This is a genomic window from Chitinispirillales bacterium ANBcel5 (assembly GCA_029688955.1).
Classification (GTDB): domain Bacteria; phylum Fibrobacterota; class Chitinivibrionia; order Chitinivibrionales; family Chitinispirillaceae; genus Cellulosispirillum; species Cellulosispirillum alkaliphilum.
Genome location: JARUKZ010000034.1, coordinates 23,952 through 43,586 on the forward strand (window position 1 = coordinate 23,952; position 19,635 = coordinate 43,586).

The following is a 19,635-nucleotide window of genomic DNA, read 5'->3' on the forward strand; positions in this document are numbered from 1 at the left end:
ACAATGGAACTGGTACTAAAAAAACTACGCTATCGGGCAGGTGAAAAGGTCTTCTATTATGATGCTGGTATTACTTTTGGAATAGCTGGAATAACAGGCATCTCGGGGGCAGGGAAAACAACTCTTTTCAAGATTATAGCCGGAGTTGTTCGTCCTTTTTCAGGACAGCTAACCATTGATAATAAAGTTATTTTTGATAAGAAGAGAAAAATTGATCTACCCATACATAAAAGAAATATCGGTACTGTATTTCAACAGAATTACCTGTTTCCTCACCTATCAGTAATTAAAAATTTGACTTTTAGTCAAAATAACCTGTCTCATAAACATATGGCTCATTATGAAGAGACAATACAATTACTAAAAATTGGCCATTTGCTTGAAAAGAAGCCAAAACAGATATCTGGTGGGGAGTGTCAGCGAGTTGCTATCGGAAGAGCACTTATTCAAAAGCCTGAACTGCTGCTATTGGATGAGCCGCTTTCGAATTTGGATAAAAACCAGAGGAACCGAATAATCTCCTATCTTTTAAAAATTCATGAGAGATTTTCACTTCCTATGATGATTATCAGCCATGATTTAGAAGATATTAGGAATTTAACAGAGAGAATCATAGTAATTGAGAATGGTACGATTGCAAACGGTAGGTCTAATGTATGCCAGGCATCCACAAGATGAACATTAGAAAGTAATGTTTTCTTATATTCAGTAAGGCACCATGAAATTATTAATGTAAAGCAGGGTGTCCGTTCATACCTCTCAACACATATTGCAAACAGATCTTCCCATATCCACTTACATAGAACAGATGCGTCTAAGTATAGGCCAAAAAAATCACATAAGCACCTGGTCCACTGGCCTGCGTAAGCTGAAAGGTACGCTTGCAGACCGTCCCAATCGTATCATCAATAAAGCGCTCTCATTCTTGAGTCCAAGCCACGAATCGAACTGGGGTCGTAATGAGTTGACCTCAATTGGCTGATTAATGAATGCGTGACGGATACTAAGGTTGGTAGCCTGTAGGGCAATGCGTTCGTAAGCACGTCCGATGTTTATCCATGATTCCTTAGTATTGTGCTCGGCAACCAATACTGCAACAGCCGAAGAGCTTTTAATGAATTTACTATCGGTTTTTATCTGCGCTTTAGGGGTAAGTACGAAGCCGATGATCATCAGCTGCATCTGCCATCACAAGCCTCCATGTTTGGTGATTGCTGTTGGATTGGAAGTTTGAGCAATATAGCCCCTATAGAGAGCGTTATTATTTCCGTGTCGGTAACTTTCCAACTCTTCAGCATCAGCAAGATCTTTCAATCTGTTTGATGCCTTTTTGCTTTGTAGTAAATCGGGTCTGGAAATGGTGTTCAATGTCATTCCTTCGAAATCGGCTCTTTCAATATGTTTAAAGATCTCTGTATTCGAAATGCCTTTGAGCGTTGTTAAGAAATCTATCCGGTTTGGCTCCACTCCAATATGAATCGCAGTGCCTTCCTTTGTGAAACACTCTTCTGGAATTCCTGCGTTTCCAGAACCAAATTCCGTTAATGCTTTCATCACTCTTGAGGCATTTTCTTCTGATGGAAACAGAAGAAAATCAATGTTGTGGGTTGTTCGTACATATTCATAATAGATAATTGCAAAACCACCGACCAAAGCATATTGAACATTATGTTTTTCAAAGAGCTCTATAATCTTTCATATCTTTTGTGAAAATCATGGATACCACGCTACCTCTTCATAAGAAACTACCGGCTCTATCTTTTGATTAGTCCACTTTTCACCCCAACATCTTTCCTGCAAAATGGAAAACTCCACAATACGTTCCTGTGGAGACTGTTGAGATCTGCGCTGGTATTCTGATTTTGCTTCTTCCTCAAAGGAAGAGAAAATTTCAATTTTCATTTTTCGCTGTTTCATACTATTCCTTTTAGTGTGAAAAGAGTTTATGAAGAGCGGTAAACAACAAGATGTCTGGGTTTCATTGCGGTGTATAATCCCGCTACGTTTTTCTGGAAATCATAACTTATCGAATTCAATGAAATCTGCATAATACCTCTAAACCAGGCCCTTTTTAGCACCCGGATTTTCCCGCTGCCCACATTTGCTTAGTTTTGGCTATTTTTCGCATATCAAAATTACGTAACAACTATGAAAATAGCTTAGTTTAGAGATTTGGTGGTAGAAAAATAAACCACATCACAGCCATCCCATCCTCTCGGACTGGCTGCTAAGCATTTTTCCATTCATGTAGGCGTTGGTACTATAACATTCACAACTCTCTGCAATGTGGAAACTTCGTACATCCCCAAAACAACTTACCTGCACAAGCCCTCTCTGACTATATCAATGAGACGTTCTAACAGATATCCCTTCACACCGTAGCAGTAAAAGCCGAGGCTGAACTGGTACAGGAACACGATCCTTTATACTGTTTAAACATTATGAGCAAGACCTTGGAGGCAGCCCTTTTGATTCAGGAGATAGGGAGATTTGCCCGTACGGTCTTCTATAATGACCCCGGGAGGAAAGATTACCCCACCTCCAAACGCCATTTCTGATACTTCCTAGTAACATCTCTGGTACAAATAGGGTATAAGAAATAGTACATGAGAGCATTTTAAACACATCTGAGATCGGGGGAACCCTTAGGGACACTGTCCTTTACCTTTCCCCCGATCGGGGGAACCCTTAAGTGCACTGTCCTTAACCTTTCCCCCGGTCGGGGGAACCCTTGGGGACACCGTCCTTAACCTTTCCCCCGATCGGGGGAATCTTTGGGGACACTGTCCTTAACAGTTCCCCCGATCTCAGATGGCCATTATTGGCTGTTTTGAACCAGTTCGGGGCGATCCTACTAATTCACCTGAGCAACCGGAACCTCTAACCGGTCACCAGAAATGAATCCCCCGGACCCCAGGTAGGAAACCTGGGGCTAGAGCCGTATCCCCTTCGGGGTATTGTTTTCACGATTCCGTGGTTTGATATTTGGAGCCTGTCGGGATGATTCTCTTAAAAATTATACACGCCACACCAAACATTTGGGCATTGATGCTATATTACCCCAACACCGGACCCCAGATAGGAAACCTGGGGCTATGGCCGTAACCCCTTCGGGGTATTGTCTTCACGCTCCCATGGTTTGATATTTGAATCCGGTGGATGATTCTCTTAAAATTGTACACGCCACACCAAACATTACGGCATTGATGCTATGATACCCAACACCGGACCCCAGATAGGAAACCTGGGCTAGAGCCGTAACCCCTTCGGGGTATTGTTTTCACGATTCCGTGGTTTGATATTTGGAGCCGGTCGGGATGATTCTTTTAAAATCGTACACGCCACACCAAACATTACGGCATTGTCGCTATAATACCCCAACGGGGTTATGGCTCTAGCCTGGGGTTTCCTACCCCAGGAAGAGGTTGTATTGCATTTCGGTTTCGAAATCAAAATTGTGCAATCGTAATTTTTACATTTAAAACGTTTCCACACCCTATACAAATATTAAATTTCAGTATACCCTTATTGTCACATCAACAAAAGGAAAAATCATGTCACAATCCCTCACCAAACTCTATACGCATATTGTTTTTTCGACAAAAAACCGCGTACCTTTTTTAGCTGATAAAATGCTTCGTTACCAATTTCACGATTATATTGGCGGTGTTTTGAGGACCTTGGATACAGTGCCGTTGGTCGTTGGTGGTGTAGATGATCACATTCATATTCTATGTGTTACATCAAAGAATAACGCAATCTCAAAATTAGTAGGTGAAACCAAACGCATATCTTCCATGTGGATTAAATCCAGAGATGTTATTTACAGTAGTTTCTATTGGCAACGTGGTTACAGTGCTTTTTCTGTAGGACGAACTGAGATAGACAAGACGAGAAATTATATCTCCAGCCAGGAAACACATCATCAGAATGATTCTTTCGAGGATGAATACCTTCGTTTGTTGGATGAGAATGAAATGAATTATGATCTTCGATATGTTTGGGATTGATTATGAATATCCCTGACCACCGGACCGGACCCCAGGTAGGAAACCTGGGGCTAGGGCCGTAACCCCTTCGGGGTATTGTTTTCACGATTCCGTGGTTTGATATTTGGAGCCGGTCGGGATGATTCTCTTAAAATTGTACACGCCACGCCAAACATTTGGGCATTGATGCTATATTACCCCAACGGGGTTACGGCTCTAGCCTGGGGTTTCCTACCCCAGGAAGATGATCCATGTATCAGGTGGTTGATTGCGGTTTCGAATTTGGGAGAGTGGGTTCGATTGCGATGTATCGACCATTATTCCATATCGGAAAATGTCACCAATATACCGGACCGGATCCCCAGGTAGAAAACCTGGGGCTATGGCCGTAACCCCTTCGGGGTATTGTTTTCACGATTCCATGGTTTGATATTTGAATCCGGTCGGGATAATTCTCTTAAAATTATACACGCCACACCAAACATTTGGGCATTATCGCTATAATACCCCAACGGGGTTACGGCTCTAGCCTGGGGTTTCCTACCCCAGGAAGATGATCGGGAGATGTGACCATTCAACAGGTAATTGATTTCGTTTATTGATCATCGTAAAATGGATGGATGCGATTGCGACACGTCACATCAAACCTCATTCAAAAACATCTCCCTTTGCACAATCATTTTCGACAAAGGTATATTTCACATCAAACAACACAGTGGAAACGATCACATGAAGAAAAACCCTGTCTAAATAGCCCTATACGTATAGTTAGAGAAACAGGCGAAAATAAGCCATGAAACTCACTCCAGCTCAAAAAGCATCATTTAGAAAAACAGTAAAAGAGTTTTATCTCAGCCATAAGCGTTTGCTGCCCTGGAGAGAGAATGTCAGCCCCTACACCGTGTTTATCTCCGAAGTGATGCTTCAGCAGACACAGGTGCAGCGGGTGAGAACAAAATTTGGCCCGTTCGTCGAGCGTTTCCCCGACTTTGCAACCCTGGCAGCTGCAACCCTGGAGGAGGTGCTTCAACTGTGGAAAGGGCTTGGGTATAACAGACGGGCACAATCACTGAGAAATGCTGCGCAGATTATAGTGAACGAGTATGACGGCACCCTGCCATCATCACCCGAAGAGCTTAAAAAACTCCCGGGGATCGGTGTCGCCACCGCTGCTTCAATTGCCGCCTTTGCATTCAATGCCCCCACACTGTTTCTTGAAACCAATATCCGCACCGTGTATATACATCACTTTTTCCCCAATAGAAGCGATGTAAGTGATCATGAGCTGCTTGAGCTGGCAGAACAGACAATAGATCGCACCAATGCTTCAGACTGGTACTCCGCTCTCATGGACTATGGAACCGAGCTTAAAAAACAGGAGGGCAATCTTACCCGCAACAGCGCTTATTACAAAAAACAGTCCTCTTTTAGCGGCTCACGGCGGCAACTACGGGGGCTTGTTCTGTCACTGCTACTTGAAAACAAAACCATGAACCTCAACCTCATCGTCCAAAACCTCGAACGTGATGCGGAACAGATCAGCGAGGTTCTGGAGCATCTGACCAAAGAGGGGATAGTTGCGAAAAAGAGGTCTTCTTATGTGCTGGCGGAATGAGATCTTGGGGTCCCAGGTTCCAGGCGTTTAAACGCCTGGTGGGGGGGGCGAAATGAATTCTCCTCGTCCTGTAGGGACGACTTTCTTTCCCGATGCCAAATCGAAGGGGGCAAAACAACTCTCAATAAAAATCTGGCAGCGTAAAAAATCCAACAATTATATTAAGAAATGGAAAATTCAGCCAGCTGTTCGGGCTGAAACGACATTAAATAACGGAACGGGGTGTGAATCCCCGGCGGACCCGCCGCTGTAACCGGGGACTGCAGAGCAAAGAACCACTGTCGGATAAAACACACCGATGGGAAGGCTGCTCGAAGCGGTTTGATCCGGAAGCCAGAAGACGATTTAGTGCCTAAATCCCTTAAGAGGGGATTTGCCTTTGAACTTTGGAAGAGTTCTGAGGATTTGAAATTGGAACACCTGTGCATCCAGTAGCATAAAGTTTATATGGTACTGTCCTCGTACACCTTTCATTTTCAGCACTCGGCGGGAAAGAGCGGAACACCAGCGTGCCGCGTCCATCTTTTTTCAAAGTGGGAGACCGGGTGTGTGAAGAGATTCCTTCAGAGAGAGAATTTTTAGGATTATGCTTCGTCTGCGGAAGACCGCGCTCAGTATGAGCGGACCCTTCGGCTGTACGCTCAGGGACCGATGGGAATACGGAAAAGGACTTAGAGCTTGAAATCAAACAAACAATACGCATTTATGATTGCTGCTACCGGAAGCGGGGTGGGGAAAACCTCCGTGTCAACTGCTCTATGTGCGGCGTTTATAGCCCGCGGTATGAGTGTGCAGTGTTTTAAAGCCGGGCCTGATTTTCTTGATCCAACTTTCAGCACCGCGCTCACTGGCCGCCCATGCTACAATCTTGATATCTGGATGTGTGGCGAAGAATATTGCCGCGAGCTGTTTGAGCATAAGAGTGAAGGTGCCGATGTTGTCGTGGTAGAAGGGGTGATGGGGCTTTATGACGGAGCGGATTCATCATCGGATTACGGCAGTTCCGCTCATCTTGCACGCCTGCTTGATATCCCGGTGCTACTCCTTATTGATGTAAGGGGCAATGCCAGGACCGCCGCAGCAGTGGTGCATGGCATGGTTAACTTTCCAAATGCACCGAAGGTTGCCTCAGTGATTGCAAACAGGGTCGGAAGTCCGGCACATGGGCAGATTATTGATACTGCACTCCGTTCAGTTAACCTATCTCCACTCGCAGGAGCTGTTGTTCGCGGGGCTTTCCCGGAGATTGCCAGCAGACATCTCGGGTTAATGCCAATCGACCCTTTGTCAGTAGAGAATCGCTTCTATGATAATTTTGCTCAGGCTGCAGAAGAGCATCTTGCAATCGATTCGATCCTTTCGCTAACTGAAAAGAGAACTGCCTCTGCCGATGATATAATTACGAGAAAGCAAATACAGGAAGATACAACTAAACGGGTGCGTATGGCGATAGCCCGTGATGAAGCTTTCTTTTTCTATTATGCCGATGACCTTGAACGCCTTACCAGTGAAGGGGTAGAGTTGGTCCCCTTTTCTCCACTGCACGATGAGATATTGCCCCATGATATCGATGCACTATGGATTGGCGGAGGCTATCCCGAAGAGCATGCTGCAAAGCTGAGTCGTAACAGTGCAATGCGTAGCTCTATACGACAGTTTGCAGAGAATGGCGGCGTCGTGTATGCAGAATGTGGTGGGTATATGTACATTGGAAACGGGATTTTTGATCGTGAAGAGAAGTATTATGAGATGTGCGGTGTATTGCCGGTAAAGTATTCAATGCGGAAAAAAATTTCACGTCTCTCCTATGCAGAAGTGACGTTTAAGACGGACACTTTCTTTGGCCCTGCAGGTACTGAGTGCCGTGGTCATGAATTTCATTACTCTGATATCGTTGCCCGTACAGAAAAAAGCAATGCTGCATATTCTGTGTCATATCGAAAGGGTGGAAGTACAGAGGAGCAGGGGTGCAGTTATAAAAATGTGATTGCAGGCTATGTTCATCTGCATCTGTCTTCTCATCCGTTCGCACTGAAATATTTTGTCAGTTTTGTTGAAAAGAATATAACGGAGAACTTATAAGTGAATAAACAAGTGATGGCCGGAAAGGCTATAGAGTGCAGGAGTCATCAGATTATCGACCGGGCTCTCAGGCGGTTTGGGTATGGTGGCGGGGATGATGAAAAGGTGATAGTACGCCGTGTTGTTCATGCAACTGCAGAGTTTTCCTTTTCAGAAAACCTCTATATTCATTCGAATGCGATTACACGTGGGGTTGCGGCTCTTGGTGCAGGCAGTCGACTTATTTGTGATGTGAGAATGCTTGCAGCAGGATGTACCCATTCACCTTTACCGGTACAGTGTGCGCTGGATGTAGCGGGTAACGCTGAACTTGCGACTAAAAAAGGAATCACTCGCTCCTCTGCAGCATTTGAGCTGTTGGAAGATCAGTTGGATGGAGCTATCATTGCAATAGGTAATGCCCCGACTGCGCTTCGTACAGTGATTGCGCTTTGCACCGCTCCAAAAGGGCCATCACCGGCCTTAATTATCGGTATGCCAGTTGGATTCGTTGATGCAAAGGAGTCCAAAATTGCTTTGAAAACTTCGGGTCTTGTGTGTATCACCAATACCAGTCGCAAAGGGGGAAGCCCCGCAGCAGCAGCTGTTTTCAATGCTCTATGTACCTTATATAAAGAAAGGAGCAGGGTGTAACTACCCTATCTGTGAAAAACCGTATGAAACTGCTCGAGAGAAAAATTATTACTGATCATATAAAGGGACCAATGGACCCATCCCTTCCCGCGATTCTTCTCGCTGCGTTTGGAAGCAATTCTGAAGCCGGACGCAGCACCTATGAAAAGATCGATAAGGCGTTTGAACAGTCGTTTCCGGACCACCGTCGTATATGGGGGTTTACCTCCAAAACGGTGAAAAAGAGGATGAGTGAACGTAATACTCCGATAGCTGACGTTTCGGAAGCACTTGAGATACTGAGAGCTGAAGGTGTGGAGTCGTGTGCTGTTGTACCGCTGTTTGTTATTCCAGGCGAGGAGTACGAGCGTATCACCGGGCTAAAGGTTAGTGGAATGAAGATTCACACTGCACTTCCTTTACTTGCCGGCGCACAGGATATCGAGAGGGTAGCTTCACTGTGCCTTTCGATGATCCAAAAGGATACAGCCACAATTCTTGCAGGACACGGCAACGGATCTGATTCCAGTCTTAATGCCCCACTGCTGTCACTTGAACGCCATATCCGCAAACAGTCTGAACACGCCTTTCTCGCAACATTTGACGGGGAACCGGGTGTTGCATCGCTTGAACAGTTTAGCTCACTTTCGGGGCAGAATAGATCGATTGATGTACTGCCATTACTAATGGTAAGCGGAGTGCATGTGGAGGATGATGTTCTGGGCGAGAAACCTTCATCGTGGAAAAATATCCTTGGCGATTATGAGTTGAGTATTCTACCATCACTGGGGATGCATCCCGGAATACAACAAGTTTTTATTGACCATTGCAGCGCGGCACTTGATACCCTCACCAGTCGAAAAGCATTTAAACCACAGAACGGGCACTTCTATGCAGTAGGTGTGGGACCTGGTGCGCCGGATCTTCTGACAAGGCGGGCTGAGACTGTAATCAGAGCTGCGGATGTAATTATTGCCCCTAAATCTGCAGTAACCACCGAAAGCTTAGCATTGGAAACCGTTGCTGATTGTTTACGCCCTGATCAGCAGATTCTGGAGCATGTGTATTCGATGTCACGAGATCTGACCCGGACAATGGAAAACTGGTCGCAAATCGCCAGAAAAGTAAAAGAGTACTGTAATGAAGGGAAAAAAGTTGTACAGATCACGCTCGGTGATCCTCATCTTTACAGTACCACCGCTTATCTGATGAGTATGCTTAGAGAGCAGATGGATGAAACGCTTCTTCACATTATACCGGGGATCAGCGCTTTTCAGGCAGCTGCGGCTTCATTTACCGAACCTCTTACGAGTCAGGAGGACCGGATGATACTCATGAGTGCTCAGGATATGGATGCTGTAAGTGACGCGCTTGAACGGTGTGAAACATTGGTTCTGTACAAATGTGCTTCAGTGCTGGATCAGCTTGCCACTTTGCTTGAACAGAAGGGGCTTATCGATCAGGCAAGGCTGGTTTGTTACGCTGAACAGGAACAACAGCTTGTCTTTAACGATATTCGTGATGCGGTGCATACGGCAAAAGGATACATGGCTACAGCAACGATCCATGTGCGGCGCAAGAGCTGGGCTGTATGAACGGTGTGCAGGGAAGAGGGCGCACCGGTTACACCACCGGATGCTGTGCTGCAGCAGCTGCCAAGGCAGCAGCACTGGCACTATGCAAAAAAGAAACGGTGAAATCGGTAACAGTTGCCCTTCCTGAATGCAGGACAGTTCAAATTACTATTGAATCAGTATGGTTTGACAGTACAAAGGGGGGCGCGTCGGTTAGAAAAGATGCCGGAGATGATCCCGATTCTACTCATGGAATGCTTGTTTCTGTTGAGCTGGAGCAATCTGATGAAAATCGTTTCTATGCCGGGGAGGGAGTAGGGACTGTAACACTGCCAGGTCTCACCGTCGCGGTGGGTGAGCCGGCAATAAATTCTATGCCACGACAGATGATTGTGCAGGCTATACAGTCGGTAACCAGAGAAAAAATGAGCATAACAGTGTCGATCCCCGGGGGCGAGGCAGTTGCAAGTCGAACATTTAATCCACGTCTTGGAATAGAGGGTGGACTTTCTATACTTGGCACTACCGGTATAGTGCGCCCCTTTTCAACAGATGCTATCGCTGAGACGATCAGGTGTTCACTGAGCATCGCTGCTGCACGGGGAGTTAAAGATCCTGTTCTGGTTCCCGGTAATATCGGGCGTAATGCCGCACTAAAGATCTTTCCTGGCAGCAAGAATCGAATTGTTGAGGTTGGAAATGCCTGGGATAGTGCAATGCAGCGTATTGGTGCGTTTGGTTTTCGTAGCTTTACTGTGGTCGGTCATCCGGGAAAGCTTGTAAAGCTTACACAAACAGTGGGGGATACCCACTCGTCACGATCTCTTCGGGCGGTTGATATACTCAAGAACTATCTGCTGGATACAGGAATCTCTGTAACTGAAGATCGTATCACCACCGAAGACCTGCTTCTATCACTCGATTCGCCCGTTCGTGAAAAGCTGCTTAAGGACGCGTGTGCACAAATCGCACTATCACTTGATAAGGCTGTGAAGACAGCTGCTGCAGTAAAGTGTCTCTGTGAAGAGGTGGTGCTGGTATCCATGAGTGGGGAGGTAATCTCAGGATGGAAAAGAGGTACAAAAATTGAATAGAGGGTGGTATTTTACAATCGCAGGGTGCGGTCCCGGGTCAAGCGATTATCTTACACAGGCGGTTAGCAACGCTGTAGAGGAGAGCGAAATCGTTGTTGGGTCAAGGCGTTTATGTGAACTATTTACATCCTTTAAAGGAGAGATAATTACCACATCCGATCTGAGCCATGTTAAAAGTGTGATTGATTCAGCTCGTAAAAAGGGCCAAAGGGTTACAGTGCTTGTTTCAGGAGACCCGATGGTGTCAAGTCTTGCGACTCCTTTAAGAATTGCCTATCCTGATGAGTATCGTATTGTTAGTGGAATAAGTGCCGTGCAGGTAGCAGCCGCAGCTGTGGGTGTTGATTGGACCAGCGCAGAGATTCTTTCGGCTCATGCTGTGACCAACGCGGTGGATTACGATCTGCTTTTGAGAAAAGGCGCATTGATCCTGCTTGCGGGTAACAGAAAACATATCGCATGGATAAACTCACTGCATCAGGCGCTAAAGGATAGTTATACACTTTTTATCCTTAAAAATCTAACACTTAAAACTGAATCGATAGACGTTTATTGTGATGCAAATATAACTGAAGAGATTATTGCAGGGCTTACCATTCTTATTTGGAAAAGAGCGAAGGAGAAACAATGAAACTCTATTTTGTAGGAGCGGGGCCGGGTGATCCGGAACTGCTCACGCTAAAAGCAGCCCGCCTGCTCTCCGAATGCGTCTGCTGTATTTATGCCGGATCACTTGTTCCCGAGACGGTAACTGGTATGGTGAATAAGGATGCTGTTCTTTATGATTCCTCGCGTATGACACTTGATCAGATTATTGCTACTATGAAAAGTTATGCTGATAAGGATTGTACGGTGGTGAGGCTTCACACCGGAGAACCGTCATTGTACGGGGCTATCGGTGAACAGATGGCACGACTGGATGCCTGTGGTATAGAGTATGAGATCGTTCCGGGTGTCTCATCATATCAGGCAGCTGCTGCAGCACTCAAATGTGAACTTACCGTCCCCGGTGGATCACAGACCGTAATTCTTTCAAGGGTTGCCGGAAGAACACCTGTTCCAAAAGAACAATCCCTTGGGAATATCGCACCACTAAAAGCTACTCTTTGCCTTTTTCTGTCGGTTGGTGCAATGGATACAATTGTTAAAGAACTTTCTCCTCATTACGGCAGTGACTGTCCTGTTGCTGTGGTGATGTATGCATCCCGGAAGAATCAAAAGGTAGTGAGAGGTACTCTCATTACTATAGCTGAGCAGATTGCAAAATCTGATATAAAGAAAACTGCTATGGTTATTATAGGGGAAGCATTGAGTGGTAGTCAATCGGAATCGTACCTGTATAACAAATTTTTCTCCCATGAGTATCGTGATGCGCAGTCATGAAGAGTTCATGGTGAAGGTAGCAATCATTGCTCATAGTCCGCAGGGGGCGATGATTGCAGAGCAGGTCTGTTCCCGCTTTTCGGGAGCGGTACTGTATCTGCATAAGGATCTGCAACCGGTTTTTGGCTCTCTACCTTTTGAGTCGATCTTTGAGCTCATCTCTTCTTCCTTTAACAAATACAGCGGAATAATCTATATCGGCCCATCAGGTGTGATCGTACGGGCTATCGCGCCTCATATCAAAAGTAAGCTCAGTGACCCTGCAGTTGTATGTGTTGATGCAGCAGGGTTATGGTGTATGTCGATTCTTTCGGGGCATGAGGGGGGAGCCAATGAATTAACTGTTGCGGTAGCAAACGCAACAGGTGCAGAGCCAATCATCACCACCACAACTGAAGCACTAAAACCCTACTACATAGGGGTGGGATGCAGACGGGATACATCAAGTGAAAATATTGTTGAGCTTATCCATGATGGACTAAGCCAGATTTCGCTTACACTCGAATCTGTAAGATATATCGCTTCATCGGTTATTAAATCAAACGAGCGGGGACTTATTAAAGCAGCTCTGTCCTGCGGAGTGCCGTTGCGTTTCATACCCGACTGGTGTATAAGGCAGTTTGCAGGAATGGTAACTGTTTCAGAGCGGGTGATGTCACAGTTTAATTTACCGGCAGTCGCGGAACCATCAGCACTTGCCGCAGGAAGGAACACAACATTAGTACTCAAACGCATTCAGAAAAACGGAGTGACCGTTGCGATAGCAAGGGAAAACTCTACCTGGTCGGAATAGGTCCGGGCAATAAACTCGACAGAACACACAGGGCAGAAAAAGCTGTCCTTGATTCCGATATCATCGTTGGCTATGCGCCCTATCTTGAAAGTATCGCTGATCTTACATCTGGTAAACAGTGCTATTCAAGTGGCATGCGAAAAGAGATTGAAAGGTGTACCGGTGCTGTGGAGTATGCCTGCAACGGCCACACTGTATCGGTGATCTCTTCGGGTGACAGCGGAATCTATGGTATGGCTGGTTTGGTGCTTGAGATTCTTCACCGAAAAGGGCTAGACATTCCCGTTGAGGTGGTGTGTGGTGTAAGCGCGGCAAATGCAGCAGCTGCAGCGCTTGGGGCCCCACTTATGAATGATTTCGCGGTGATAAGTCTTTCAGATCTTCTTGTGCCACTGGAGAGGATAAAAAAGCGGTTGGAAGCACTTGCGGCTCTGGATATGGTCACAGTGATCTATAACCCTAAGAGTAAAACAAGGACTGAACCGTTTGAGATGATGGTTTCGATCTTCAGTGCACACCGGAGCGCTGAGACTGCCGTGGGAATTGTGACAAAGGCAAGCAGCGAAGATGAAGAGGTGGTGACAGTTACAACTCTGGGGAAATTGAGAGAGTGCCAAATCGGGATGAGCACTACGATAATTATTGGCTCTGGTGATGTAGCGCTTCTGGATGGGCGAATGGTTTCATTGCGGGGATACAGGCTGGATGGCAACAGAGCAGATCATGAATAGAAGCGTGCTTGTGGTTGGGGGAGTTGCAGAAACGGAATCGATCGTTACTGGCTTAGAAGAGGTCGGTGCAAACGTTGTTCTCTGCACTGCTACTGATGAAGTTTTCCCGACTCTTCATAACTCGGCTGCAGTTAGGATCTCAGGAAGGCTTAACACCGAAGGTTTTGTAGCTCTGATCAAAGAGCAACATCCGGTGTGTGTGGTGGATATAACTCACCCCTATGCTACTGAGGTGAAAAGTACTCTCACTGAAGCGTGCGGAATGTGTGGGGTTAAGCTTATTCGTTACGTGCGTCCCGCGACCACTGTTAAGGAAGCTACTGATATAATGGTAGTTTCTTCACATGAAGAAGCAGCAAGCCTGGCTAAAGGTTTGAGTGGAACAGTACTTCTTACTACCGGTGCCAATACGGTTGCACTATACGCTTCGGTATTCATTCAAAAAGGTATACCCTTTTATGCCCGGGTTCTTTCACGCAAAGAATCGGTTGATGCCTGTAGTAAGGCAGGGTTGAGTGAAAAGCAGATTGTCACAGGCAGGGGGCCTTTTTCGGCAGAGGAAAACAGAAGGCTTATAACGGAGCTGGGAATTGAAACGCTTGTTACCAAAGATGGTGGAGTATCCGGTGGGTTACCGGAAAAGGTGAGCGCGTGCAGGGCTTGCGGGGCGAAACTTATAGTTGTAGAGCGACCACAAGAGCCCCGGGGTTCGTTTTCAGAGATTGAGGAAGTGATAGATGCGGTGTTTAAGGTGATGGGGCGGTAGGGAGCGCTGTTTTCCTACGCTCACCCTGAGTGATCACTGAGTTTTTACCATATTGCATAGAGGTTGAAAGCCGGTCCGGGGCTCACTGTAGCTATTGTGTCTGAAATATATAGAGATAAATGTTGGTTGATCTCGCATTTTTTATGCTTCAAAAGGTTTTGTAATAGCATCTCTTGCTCTCTTTTATTTAACCAAAATAGGGCGCTAAAGAATAAAAAGAGCATAAATATAGCAAAAAAGGCGTTATTTGCTCTCTTGCAAAAATGCATTGTCAGCTCTTAGGGGTTGACATCACCACCCTTGTTACCTATATTATCCCCATGAAACAATCACCAGATCCCGGAACCCTACCCCTTCCGGCCATAAAAAACTATCTGGATTACAGGTCTTACCTTAAAGACTGTCTTCAGTGCTCAAAAGAGTGTGGCAGGAAAGTGACCAACAGAAGCTTTGCACAGGCAATTGGGATAACCTCCTCATCCTGGCTCACTTCGGTTTTACAGGGTGAAAAAGGAATCCGAGTCAAAACAGCAACAGCCATTTCACAGTTTCTCAATCACAACTCCTGGGAAGAGCGGTTTTTCATGGCGCTTGTTCTGTTTAATCAGGCTCAGAGTATCGAAAAACGCAACAACTACTTTGCTCAGCTAAAAAGTCTTCTAACCCATAAGGGTTACAGCGCATCTAAAATTCTCCATACCGATCAGTATGAATTCTACTCTAAATGGTACTATAGTGCTGTCAGATCTATACTGGGGATGAAGAAGCTCGGTGATGAGTATGAAACCATAGCACGTCTGGTAACACCCTCAATTACAACACGACAGGCCAAAAAATCTGTAAAGCTTCTTAAGAAACTATCCTTTATTCGGGAGAATAAAGAGGGGTACTATGAGCTTACAGATAATGCTATCTCAACGGGTTTAGAAGTTCGCTCACTTGCTGTAGCTAATTTTCAAAGAGAAACAATGAGCCTTGCAATGGAAGCTCTTGAGCGTTTCCCTTCACACTCAAGAGATATCTCTTCTCTGAGTGTAGGGATCTCACGCAGTAGTTTTGAAAAAATACGCGCGGTATTAACCGAGTGCCGGAAACAAGTGATAGAGATAGCCAACAATGATGAAGATGCCAATCAGGTCTTTCAGTTAAATCTTCAGCTCTATCCATTATCCAGAACGCTTAATGAAGAGGATCAACAATCATGAAGCGACTATTACACTATTCCATACAGTTCGCGCCAGCTCTGTTCTGGTTTTTTCTTTCGTGTAATTCTCCTCTGAGTGGCGGGAACAGTTCTGAAACTACCAACGTAGCGATTGTCACCCAAAACGGAGAACCTGCCGAATTCGCGAAGGTGACATTTGTTCATTCAGACTGGATCAGTAAAACACTGCAAGGGATATCACCTGTTATTGATACTGTTAAAGCAGATGATAGGGGAACTATCACCACTGGATTATTTCCTGAGGAAGTGTATAATATTCAGATTGACCATCACAACTCAACCCTTTTTATCCCTGATTTCTCTGTGGAAGGTAAGGTTTTGGACACACTTTTTCTTCAAAAGAGCGCGTCACTTAGTGGCGCTGTAGGCCATAGCGATACGGTTTCTGCTTCTATCCATCTTACAGGGACATCTTACAAAAGCAGTATTTGTAGTGAGGGAACTTATTTGTTTGAAAATATCAGTCCCAGATCCTATTCTCTTGTCGCGAAATCAGATGATGGCAGAGCTACCATTATAGGGAGTCAATTACTGGAAGCCGGAGCTCGGGTTGAAGCCAGGGAGGTCCCACTCTCTTTTTCCGGTTTTTTACTTGATGATTTTGAGGATGGAAATACCAAAAGCGCCCTGGGGGAATTTACAGGTGGTTTCTGGTACTCCTTCATGGATACAATTTTGGGAGGTAATTCACAACTGCAGTGGAGTGTTGAGCCTGATGAGGATGGCTATGCGCTGAAATCAGAAATAGCGCTGGACACAACCCCTGATGCCTGGGCGGGAATAGGGTTGGGTTTAAGTGACTGTGGGTTTGAATTTGACCTTACCGCCTTGGAATCAATCTCTTTTAGGGCAAAGGGTACAGGAACAGTGCGTCTCAGTATAGAATCTTCCACCGTTGATTCTATCTCACACTGGCCCCATTTTGGGTACACAATCGACCTGCAACCCCAATGGGTAAAGTACACCATTACAGCTGATTCCCTCGGGGTGTTAAAAAATACTGAAGTTTGGGACTCGGGGATTACCTGGAAGCAGGCAGCACAAAGGATTACAAGAATAGAGTTTGAGGCTTCAGGCTATTACAGCGAAACACCTCTGATAGAGTTTTGGATTGATGACCTTCGAATAGAGGGCGTTACACTTGAAGAGATTTTATTGCAAATGGAGAATCAATAATTGTTAGAACCCTTTTCCTTCTAGAGGAGCAGATAAAATGAAAGTAAAAATTCTTTTTAGTTTAGCACTTCTTATTTATCCTGTAATTATAGTGGCACAAACGAATCTGCTAACCAATGGGGGGTTCGAAAATGAGATGGAAAACTGGACACATTTGGTTGCTGGAGATGGAGAGGCTACCTTCAGTTTGGAAACCACAGATGTTCAGTCAGGAGCAAATGCATTAAATGTGGAGGTTGAAAGGGCCGGAACCGATGCATGGGACATCCAGAGCATACATTCCGGATGGGCCTCAGTACAGGGGCAGGAATATACACTTACCTTTTATGGAAAAAGTCCCACCGGAAGCAGCTTGCGGATGGTACAACAGAACAGCACCTATTCATCCAGGGATTTCGCGCTAAGTAACAGTTGGGAAGAACACAGCTGGACTTTCACTGCCCAGGAAGACGACTTGCAGCTAAAGATTCACTTTTTTGAGTCTGGTACTTTTCTGGTCGATGAATTTGTAATCAGCGGAGAGGACAACGCGGGTGGTGCTATCCCTATCACTATAGATCCATCTTCAAGATATCAGGAGATGGTTGGTTTTGGTGGTGCGCTTACCTGGCACTCCGACCGTATCACCAGAAGTCCTCATAAGGAGGAGTTGTTTACCTTGCTCTTTGAGGAGTTGGGAATGGATGTCCTTCGCTTAAAAAACTGGTATTATCCTCAAGACTATCCAACAAGTAAATCTTCTCAAACTATGGAAGTAGATTGGTTTAGGCCTCATTTTGTTGCTGCACAGGAGCTTTTTGAAGAGGCCAAGAGCAGAAACCCCGAAATAGAGGTATTACTCAGCTCCTGGGGACCACCTTCCTCTCTAAAGAGCAACGATGATCTTAGTGAAGGTACTTTGAAAAAAGACGATTCAGGTAATTTCATGTACTCTGAGTTTGCTCAGTATTGGGTCGATGTGCTTGATAGCATCGGCTTTACACCAGATTACATAAGCATTCAGAATGAACCAGGTTTTACAACTGAAAATTGGACCACCTGTGCCTGGCGACCTACAGAAACCTCAGAATTCCCCGGGTTCGATATCGCTCTTGACAGTGTGTATGGACGGATCAGCGGCAGATCAGATGTACCTAAAATCATTGCCCCCGAGACAGAAAACATCGGACAGGCTATTTGGGATAACAGTATAAATACATTCAGTTCAATGAATGAACCTTTAAGTACAAAAGATTATATCGATGCCTATGGATACCATATTTATAATTTCTACAATGGACCGGGAACAATTGACGCGGATCTTCTCAATATGATCCGTGATGATTTCGGCAACAAACCAAACTGGATGACAGAGTTCTCTTCAACCAATTATGACTGGCTGGCTACCGCTCATACAATTCAGCAAAACCTTCTGGAGGCCAACACATCTGCGTATATTTACTGGGAGCTAATGTGGGATGAGGAGAGCGATCAGGCAATGATTGCAGTTGATACAGACGGTAATTATCAGGTTCAAAGCCACTACTATACAATCAAGCACTTTTCAAAATACATTCACCAAGGGTACCACCGTATTGCTTCAAGTGGCGCTACAGGTCAGCTTTCTGCCTCATCTTTCATTTCACCCGATGAAACCTCAATCACAACGGTGCTTGTAAACCGTTCACCTTTGTCTCAGGAACTCACGTTATCGCACGCTGGAGTAGGTGTAAAGAGCGTAAAAGGTTATCAGTCGGTTGAAGATCAATGGTTCACTTCTCTTTCAGGCATAGATCTTGGTGAAGATCTGGTTGTTCCAGGTCAGTCCCTGACAACTCTGGTAGTTGAGCTTGGTGATACAACAGTTTCAGTAGTACCCCGTAACAGTGGTGTCAGACGTACATCCGTCTCTCCCTCTAATGAGGAGTGGTCACTTTTTTCAATTCGTGGGGAACTGGTTCGCAGAGGCACAGGGCAGAACATAAATTTTAACAATCTTGCAACAGGACTTTATTGGCTGCGTGTGGGACGGGAAAAACCAAGAGCTGTGAGGATAAACTTGGATAGGAACGTAATTGAGGTGGGTAATAAAAAGATAAAAGTCAGGTAAATGTAAGCAGAAGTGATAGTGTGCAAGGTAGTACGGGCCGCTATAGGGGCCCCAACACTACACCCTTTTTTTCAGGGCAAGGAAACCAGTGCGGTGGTCAAAGATGGCCTCCGCATCGCACTGAAGAACGGCAAAACAAGGATAGTGAAGGTTAAAAAGGGGGGCTTCATAAAAGCTCCCTCAATATAATGACCTCATAGTACTGATAATTGAGCAACGCCCAAAACATATCCGGATGCAATCGTAGATTTTTTACATGTTGTAGTTTTGGTTTGCTGCTCTCCGGATAATTTTAAAAATTTTCTGGAGATGTATGCTGTGAACAAATTCCACTTTTTGGATATGAGTGATGAACCCTTATACTTCACAGATGATTGATGAGTGAATGCCACCCAGTTGGTAAGGAATTTTCTCCAAATCGCACTTCCGGCACTCCAAATCGTACTTCCGGCACTCAAAATTGCACTTCCGGCACTCAAAATTGCACTTCCGGCACTCAAAATTGC

Annotated in this window: 19 protein-coding genes and 1 riboswitch; of the genes, 15 read left to right on the forward strand and 4 right to left on the reverse strand. The window is 45.4% G+C overall.

Going from position 1 to position 19,635, the window contains the following annotated elements:
• Window positions 1–3 precede the first annotated feature (3 nt).
• Window positions 4–678, forward strand: coding sequence for an ATP-binding cassette domain-containing protein (locus tag QA601_15010; GenBank protein MDG5816404.1), 675 nt, complete (start codon window positions 4–6; stop codon window positions 676–678).
• Between the two features lie 156 nt (window positions 679–834).
• Here QA601_15010 and QA601_15015 read toward each other — a convergent pair whose 3' ends face one another.
• From QA601_15015 to QA601_15025, 3 genes are read right to left on the reverse strand one after another with little or no spacing between them, the layout of a single operon-like run.
• On the reverse strand, window positions 835–1,182 hold the full coding sequence (locus QA601_15015; GenBank protein MDG5816405.1) for a hypothetical protein: 348 nt from the start codon (window positions 1,180–1,182) through the stop codon (window positions 835–837).
• A gap of 6 nt (window positions 1,183–1,188) precedes the next feature.
• The gene (locus QA601_15020; protein ID MDG5816406.1) at window positions 1,189–1,653 is read right to left on the reverse strand and encodes a hypothetical protein; all 465 of its coding nucleotides are present in this window, start codon (window positions 1,651–1,653) and stop codon (window positions 1,189–1,191) included.
• Window positions 1,654–1,713: 60 nt separating this feature from the next.
• Window positions 1,714–1,917 (reverse strand): hypothetical protein, encoded by a 204-nt coding sequence (locus QA601_15025; GenBank protein ID MDG5816407.1) that lies wholly within the window; start codon window positions 1,915–1,917, stop codon window positions 1,714–1,716.
• Between the two features lie 1,637 nt (window positions 1,918–3,554).
• On the opposite strand from QA601_15025, the gene QA601_15030 reads away from it, so the two are divergent.
• From QA601_15030 to QA601_15095, 14 genes are all read left to right on the forward strand, one after another.
• Window positions 3,555–4,010 (forward strand): transposase, encoded by a 456-nt coding sequence (locus QA601_15030; protein ID MDG5816408.1) that lies wholly within the window; start codon window positions 3,555–3,557, stop codon window positions 4,008–4,010.
• Between the two features lie 772 nt (window positions 4,011–4,782).
• Window positions 4,783–5,604, forward strand: coding sequence for a hypothetical protein (locus tag QA601_15035; GenBank protein MDG5816409.1), 822 nt, complete (start codon window positions 4,783–4,785; stop codon window positions 5,602–5,604).
• Window positions 5,605–5,769: 165 nt separating this feature from the next.
• A riboswitch (cobalamin riboswitch) is annotated at window positions 5,770–5,969 on the forward strand.
• A 313-nt stretch (window positions 5,970–6,282) separates the two neighbouring features.
• Window positions 6,283–7,686, forward strand: a complete 1,404-nt coding sequence (locus QA601_15040) for a cobyrinate a,c-diamide synthase (protein ID MDG5816410.1) — start codon at window positions 6,283–6,285, stop codon at window positions 7,684–7,686.
• Window positions 7,687–8,319, forward strand: coding sequence for a precorrin-8X methylmutase (locus QA601_15045; protein MDG5816411.1), 633 nt, complete (start codon window positions 7,687–7,689; stop codon window positions 8,317–8,319). It abuts the gene before it with no gap.
• Between the two features lie 23 nt (window positions 8,320–8,342).
• Window positions 8,343–9,893, forward strand: a complete 1,551-nt coding sequence (gene cobI, locus QA601_15050) for a precorrin-2 C(20)-methyltransferase (protein MDG5816412.1) — start codon at window positions 8,343–8,345, stop codon at window positions 9,891–9,893.
• The gene (cbiD, locus tag QA601_15055) at window positions 9,890–10,966 is read left to right on the forward strand and encodes a cobalt-precorrin-5B (C(1))-methyltransferase CbiD (protein ID MDG5816413.1); all 1,077 of its coding nucleotides are present in this window, start codon (window positions 9,890–9,892) and stop codon (window positions 10,964–10,966) included. Before cobI ends, cbiD begins: the two co-directional genes overlap by 4 nt.
• Window positions 10,959–11,597: a precorrin-6y C5,15-methyltransferase (decarboxylating) subunit CbiE gene (gene cbiE / locus QA601_15060; protein MDG5816414.1), complete on the forward strand. Its 639-nt coding sequence runs from the start codon at window positions 10,959–10,961 to the stop codon at window positions 11,595–11,597. The genes cbiD and cbiE overlap by 8 nt, the downstream gene beginning before the upstream one ends.
• Window positions 11,594–12,349 carry a precorrin-4 C(11)-methyltransferase gene (gene cobM / locus QA601_15065; protein MDG5816415.1) on the forward strand — a complete coding sequence of 252 codons (756 nt, stop codon included), beginning with the start codon at window positions 11,594–11,596 and terminating at the stop codon, window positions 12,347–12,349. Before cbiE ends, cobM begins: the two co-directional genes overlap by 4 nt.
• The gene (locus tag QA601_15070) at window positions 12,336–13,142 is read left to right on the forward strand and encodes a cobalamin biosynthesis protein (protein MDG5816416.1); all 807 of its coding nucleotides are present in this window, start codon (window positions 12,336–12,338) and stop codon (window positions 13,140–13,142) included. Before cobM ends, QA601_15070 begins: the two co-directional genes overlap by 14 nt.
• A complete protein-coding gene (gene cobJ, locus QA601_15075; protein MDG5816417.1) occupies window positions 13,139–13,873 on the forward strand; it encodes a precorrin-3B C(17)-methyltransferase in 735 nt (244 codons plus the stop codon). Before QA601_15070 ends, cobJ begins: the two co-directional genes overlap by 4 nt.
• Window positions 13,848–14,639 carry a precorrin-6A reductase gene (cobK, locus tag QA601_15080; protein ID MDG5816418.1) on the forward strand — a complete coding sequence of 264 codons (792 nt, stop codon included), beginning with the start codon at window positions 13,848–13,850 and terminating at the stop codon, window positions 14,637–14,639. The genes cobJ and cobK overlap by 26 nt, the downstream gene beginning before the upstream one ends.
• A gap of 320 nt (window positions 14,640–14,959) precedes the next feature.
• Window positions 14,960–15,844, forward strand: coding sequence for a TIGR02147 family protein (locus QA601_15085; protein ID MDG5816419.1), 885 nt, complete (start codon window positions 14,960–14,962; stop codon window positions 15,842–15,844).
• Complete coding sequence (locus tag QA601_15090) at window positions 15,841–17,040, forward strand: hypothetical protein (protein MDG5816420.1); 1,200 nt, start codon at window positions 15,841–15,843, stop codon at window positions 17,038–17,040. Before QA601_15085 ends, QA601_15090 begins: the two co-directional genes overlap by 4 nt.
• Window positions 17,041–17,077: 37 nt before the next feature.
• Entirely contained in the window at window positions 17,078–19,129 is a 2,052-nt protein-coding gene (locus tag QA601_15095) for a carbohydrate binding domain-containing protein (protein ID MDG5816421.1), read from the forward strand.
• A 194-nt stretch (window positions 19,130–19,323) separates the two neighbouring features.
• Here QA601_15095 and QA601_15100 read toward each other — a convergent pair.
• A partial coding sequence (locus QA601_15100) for a hypothetical protein (GenBank protein MDG5816422.1) occupies window positions 19,324–19,635 on the reverse strand: 312 nt, incomplete at its 5' end.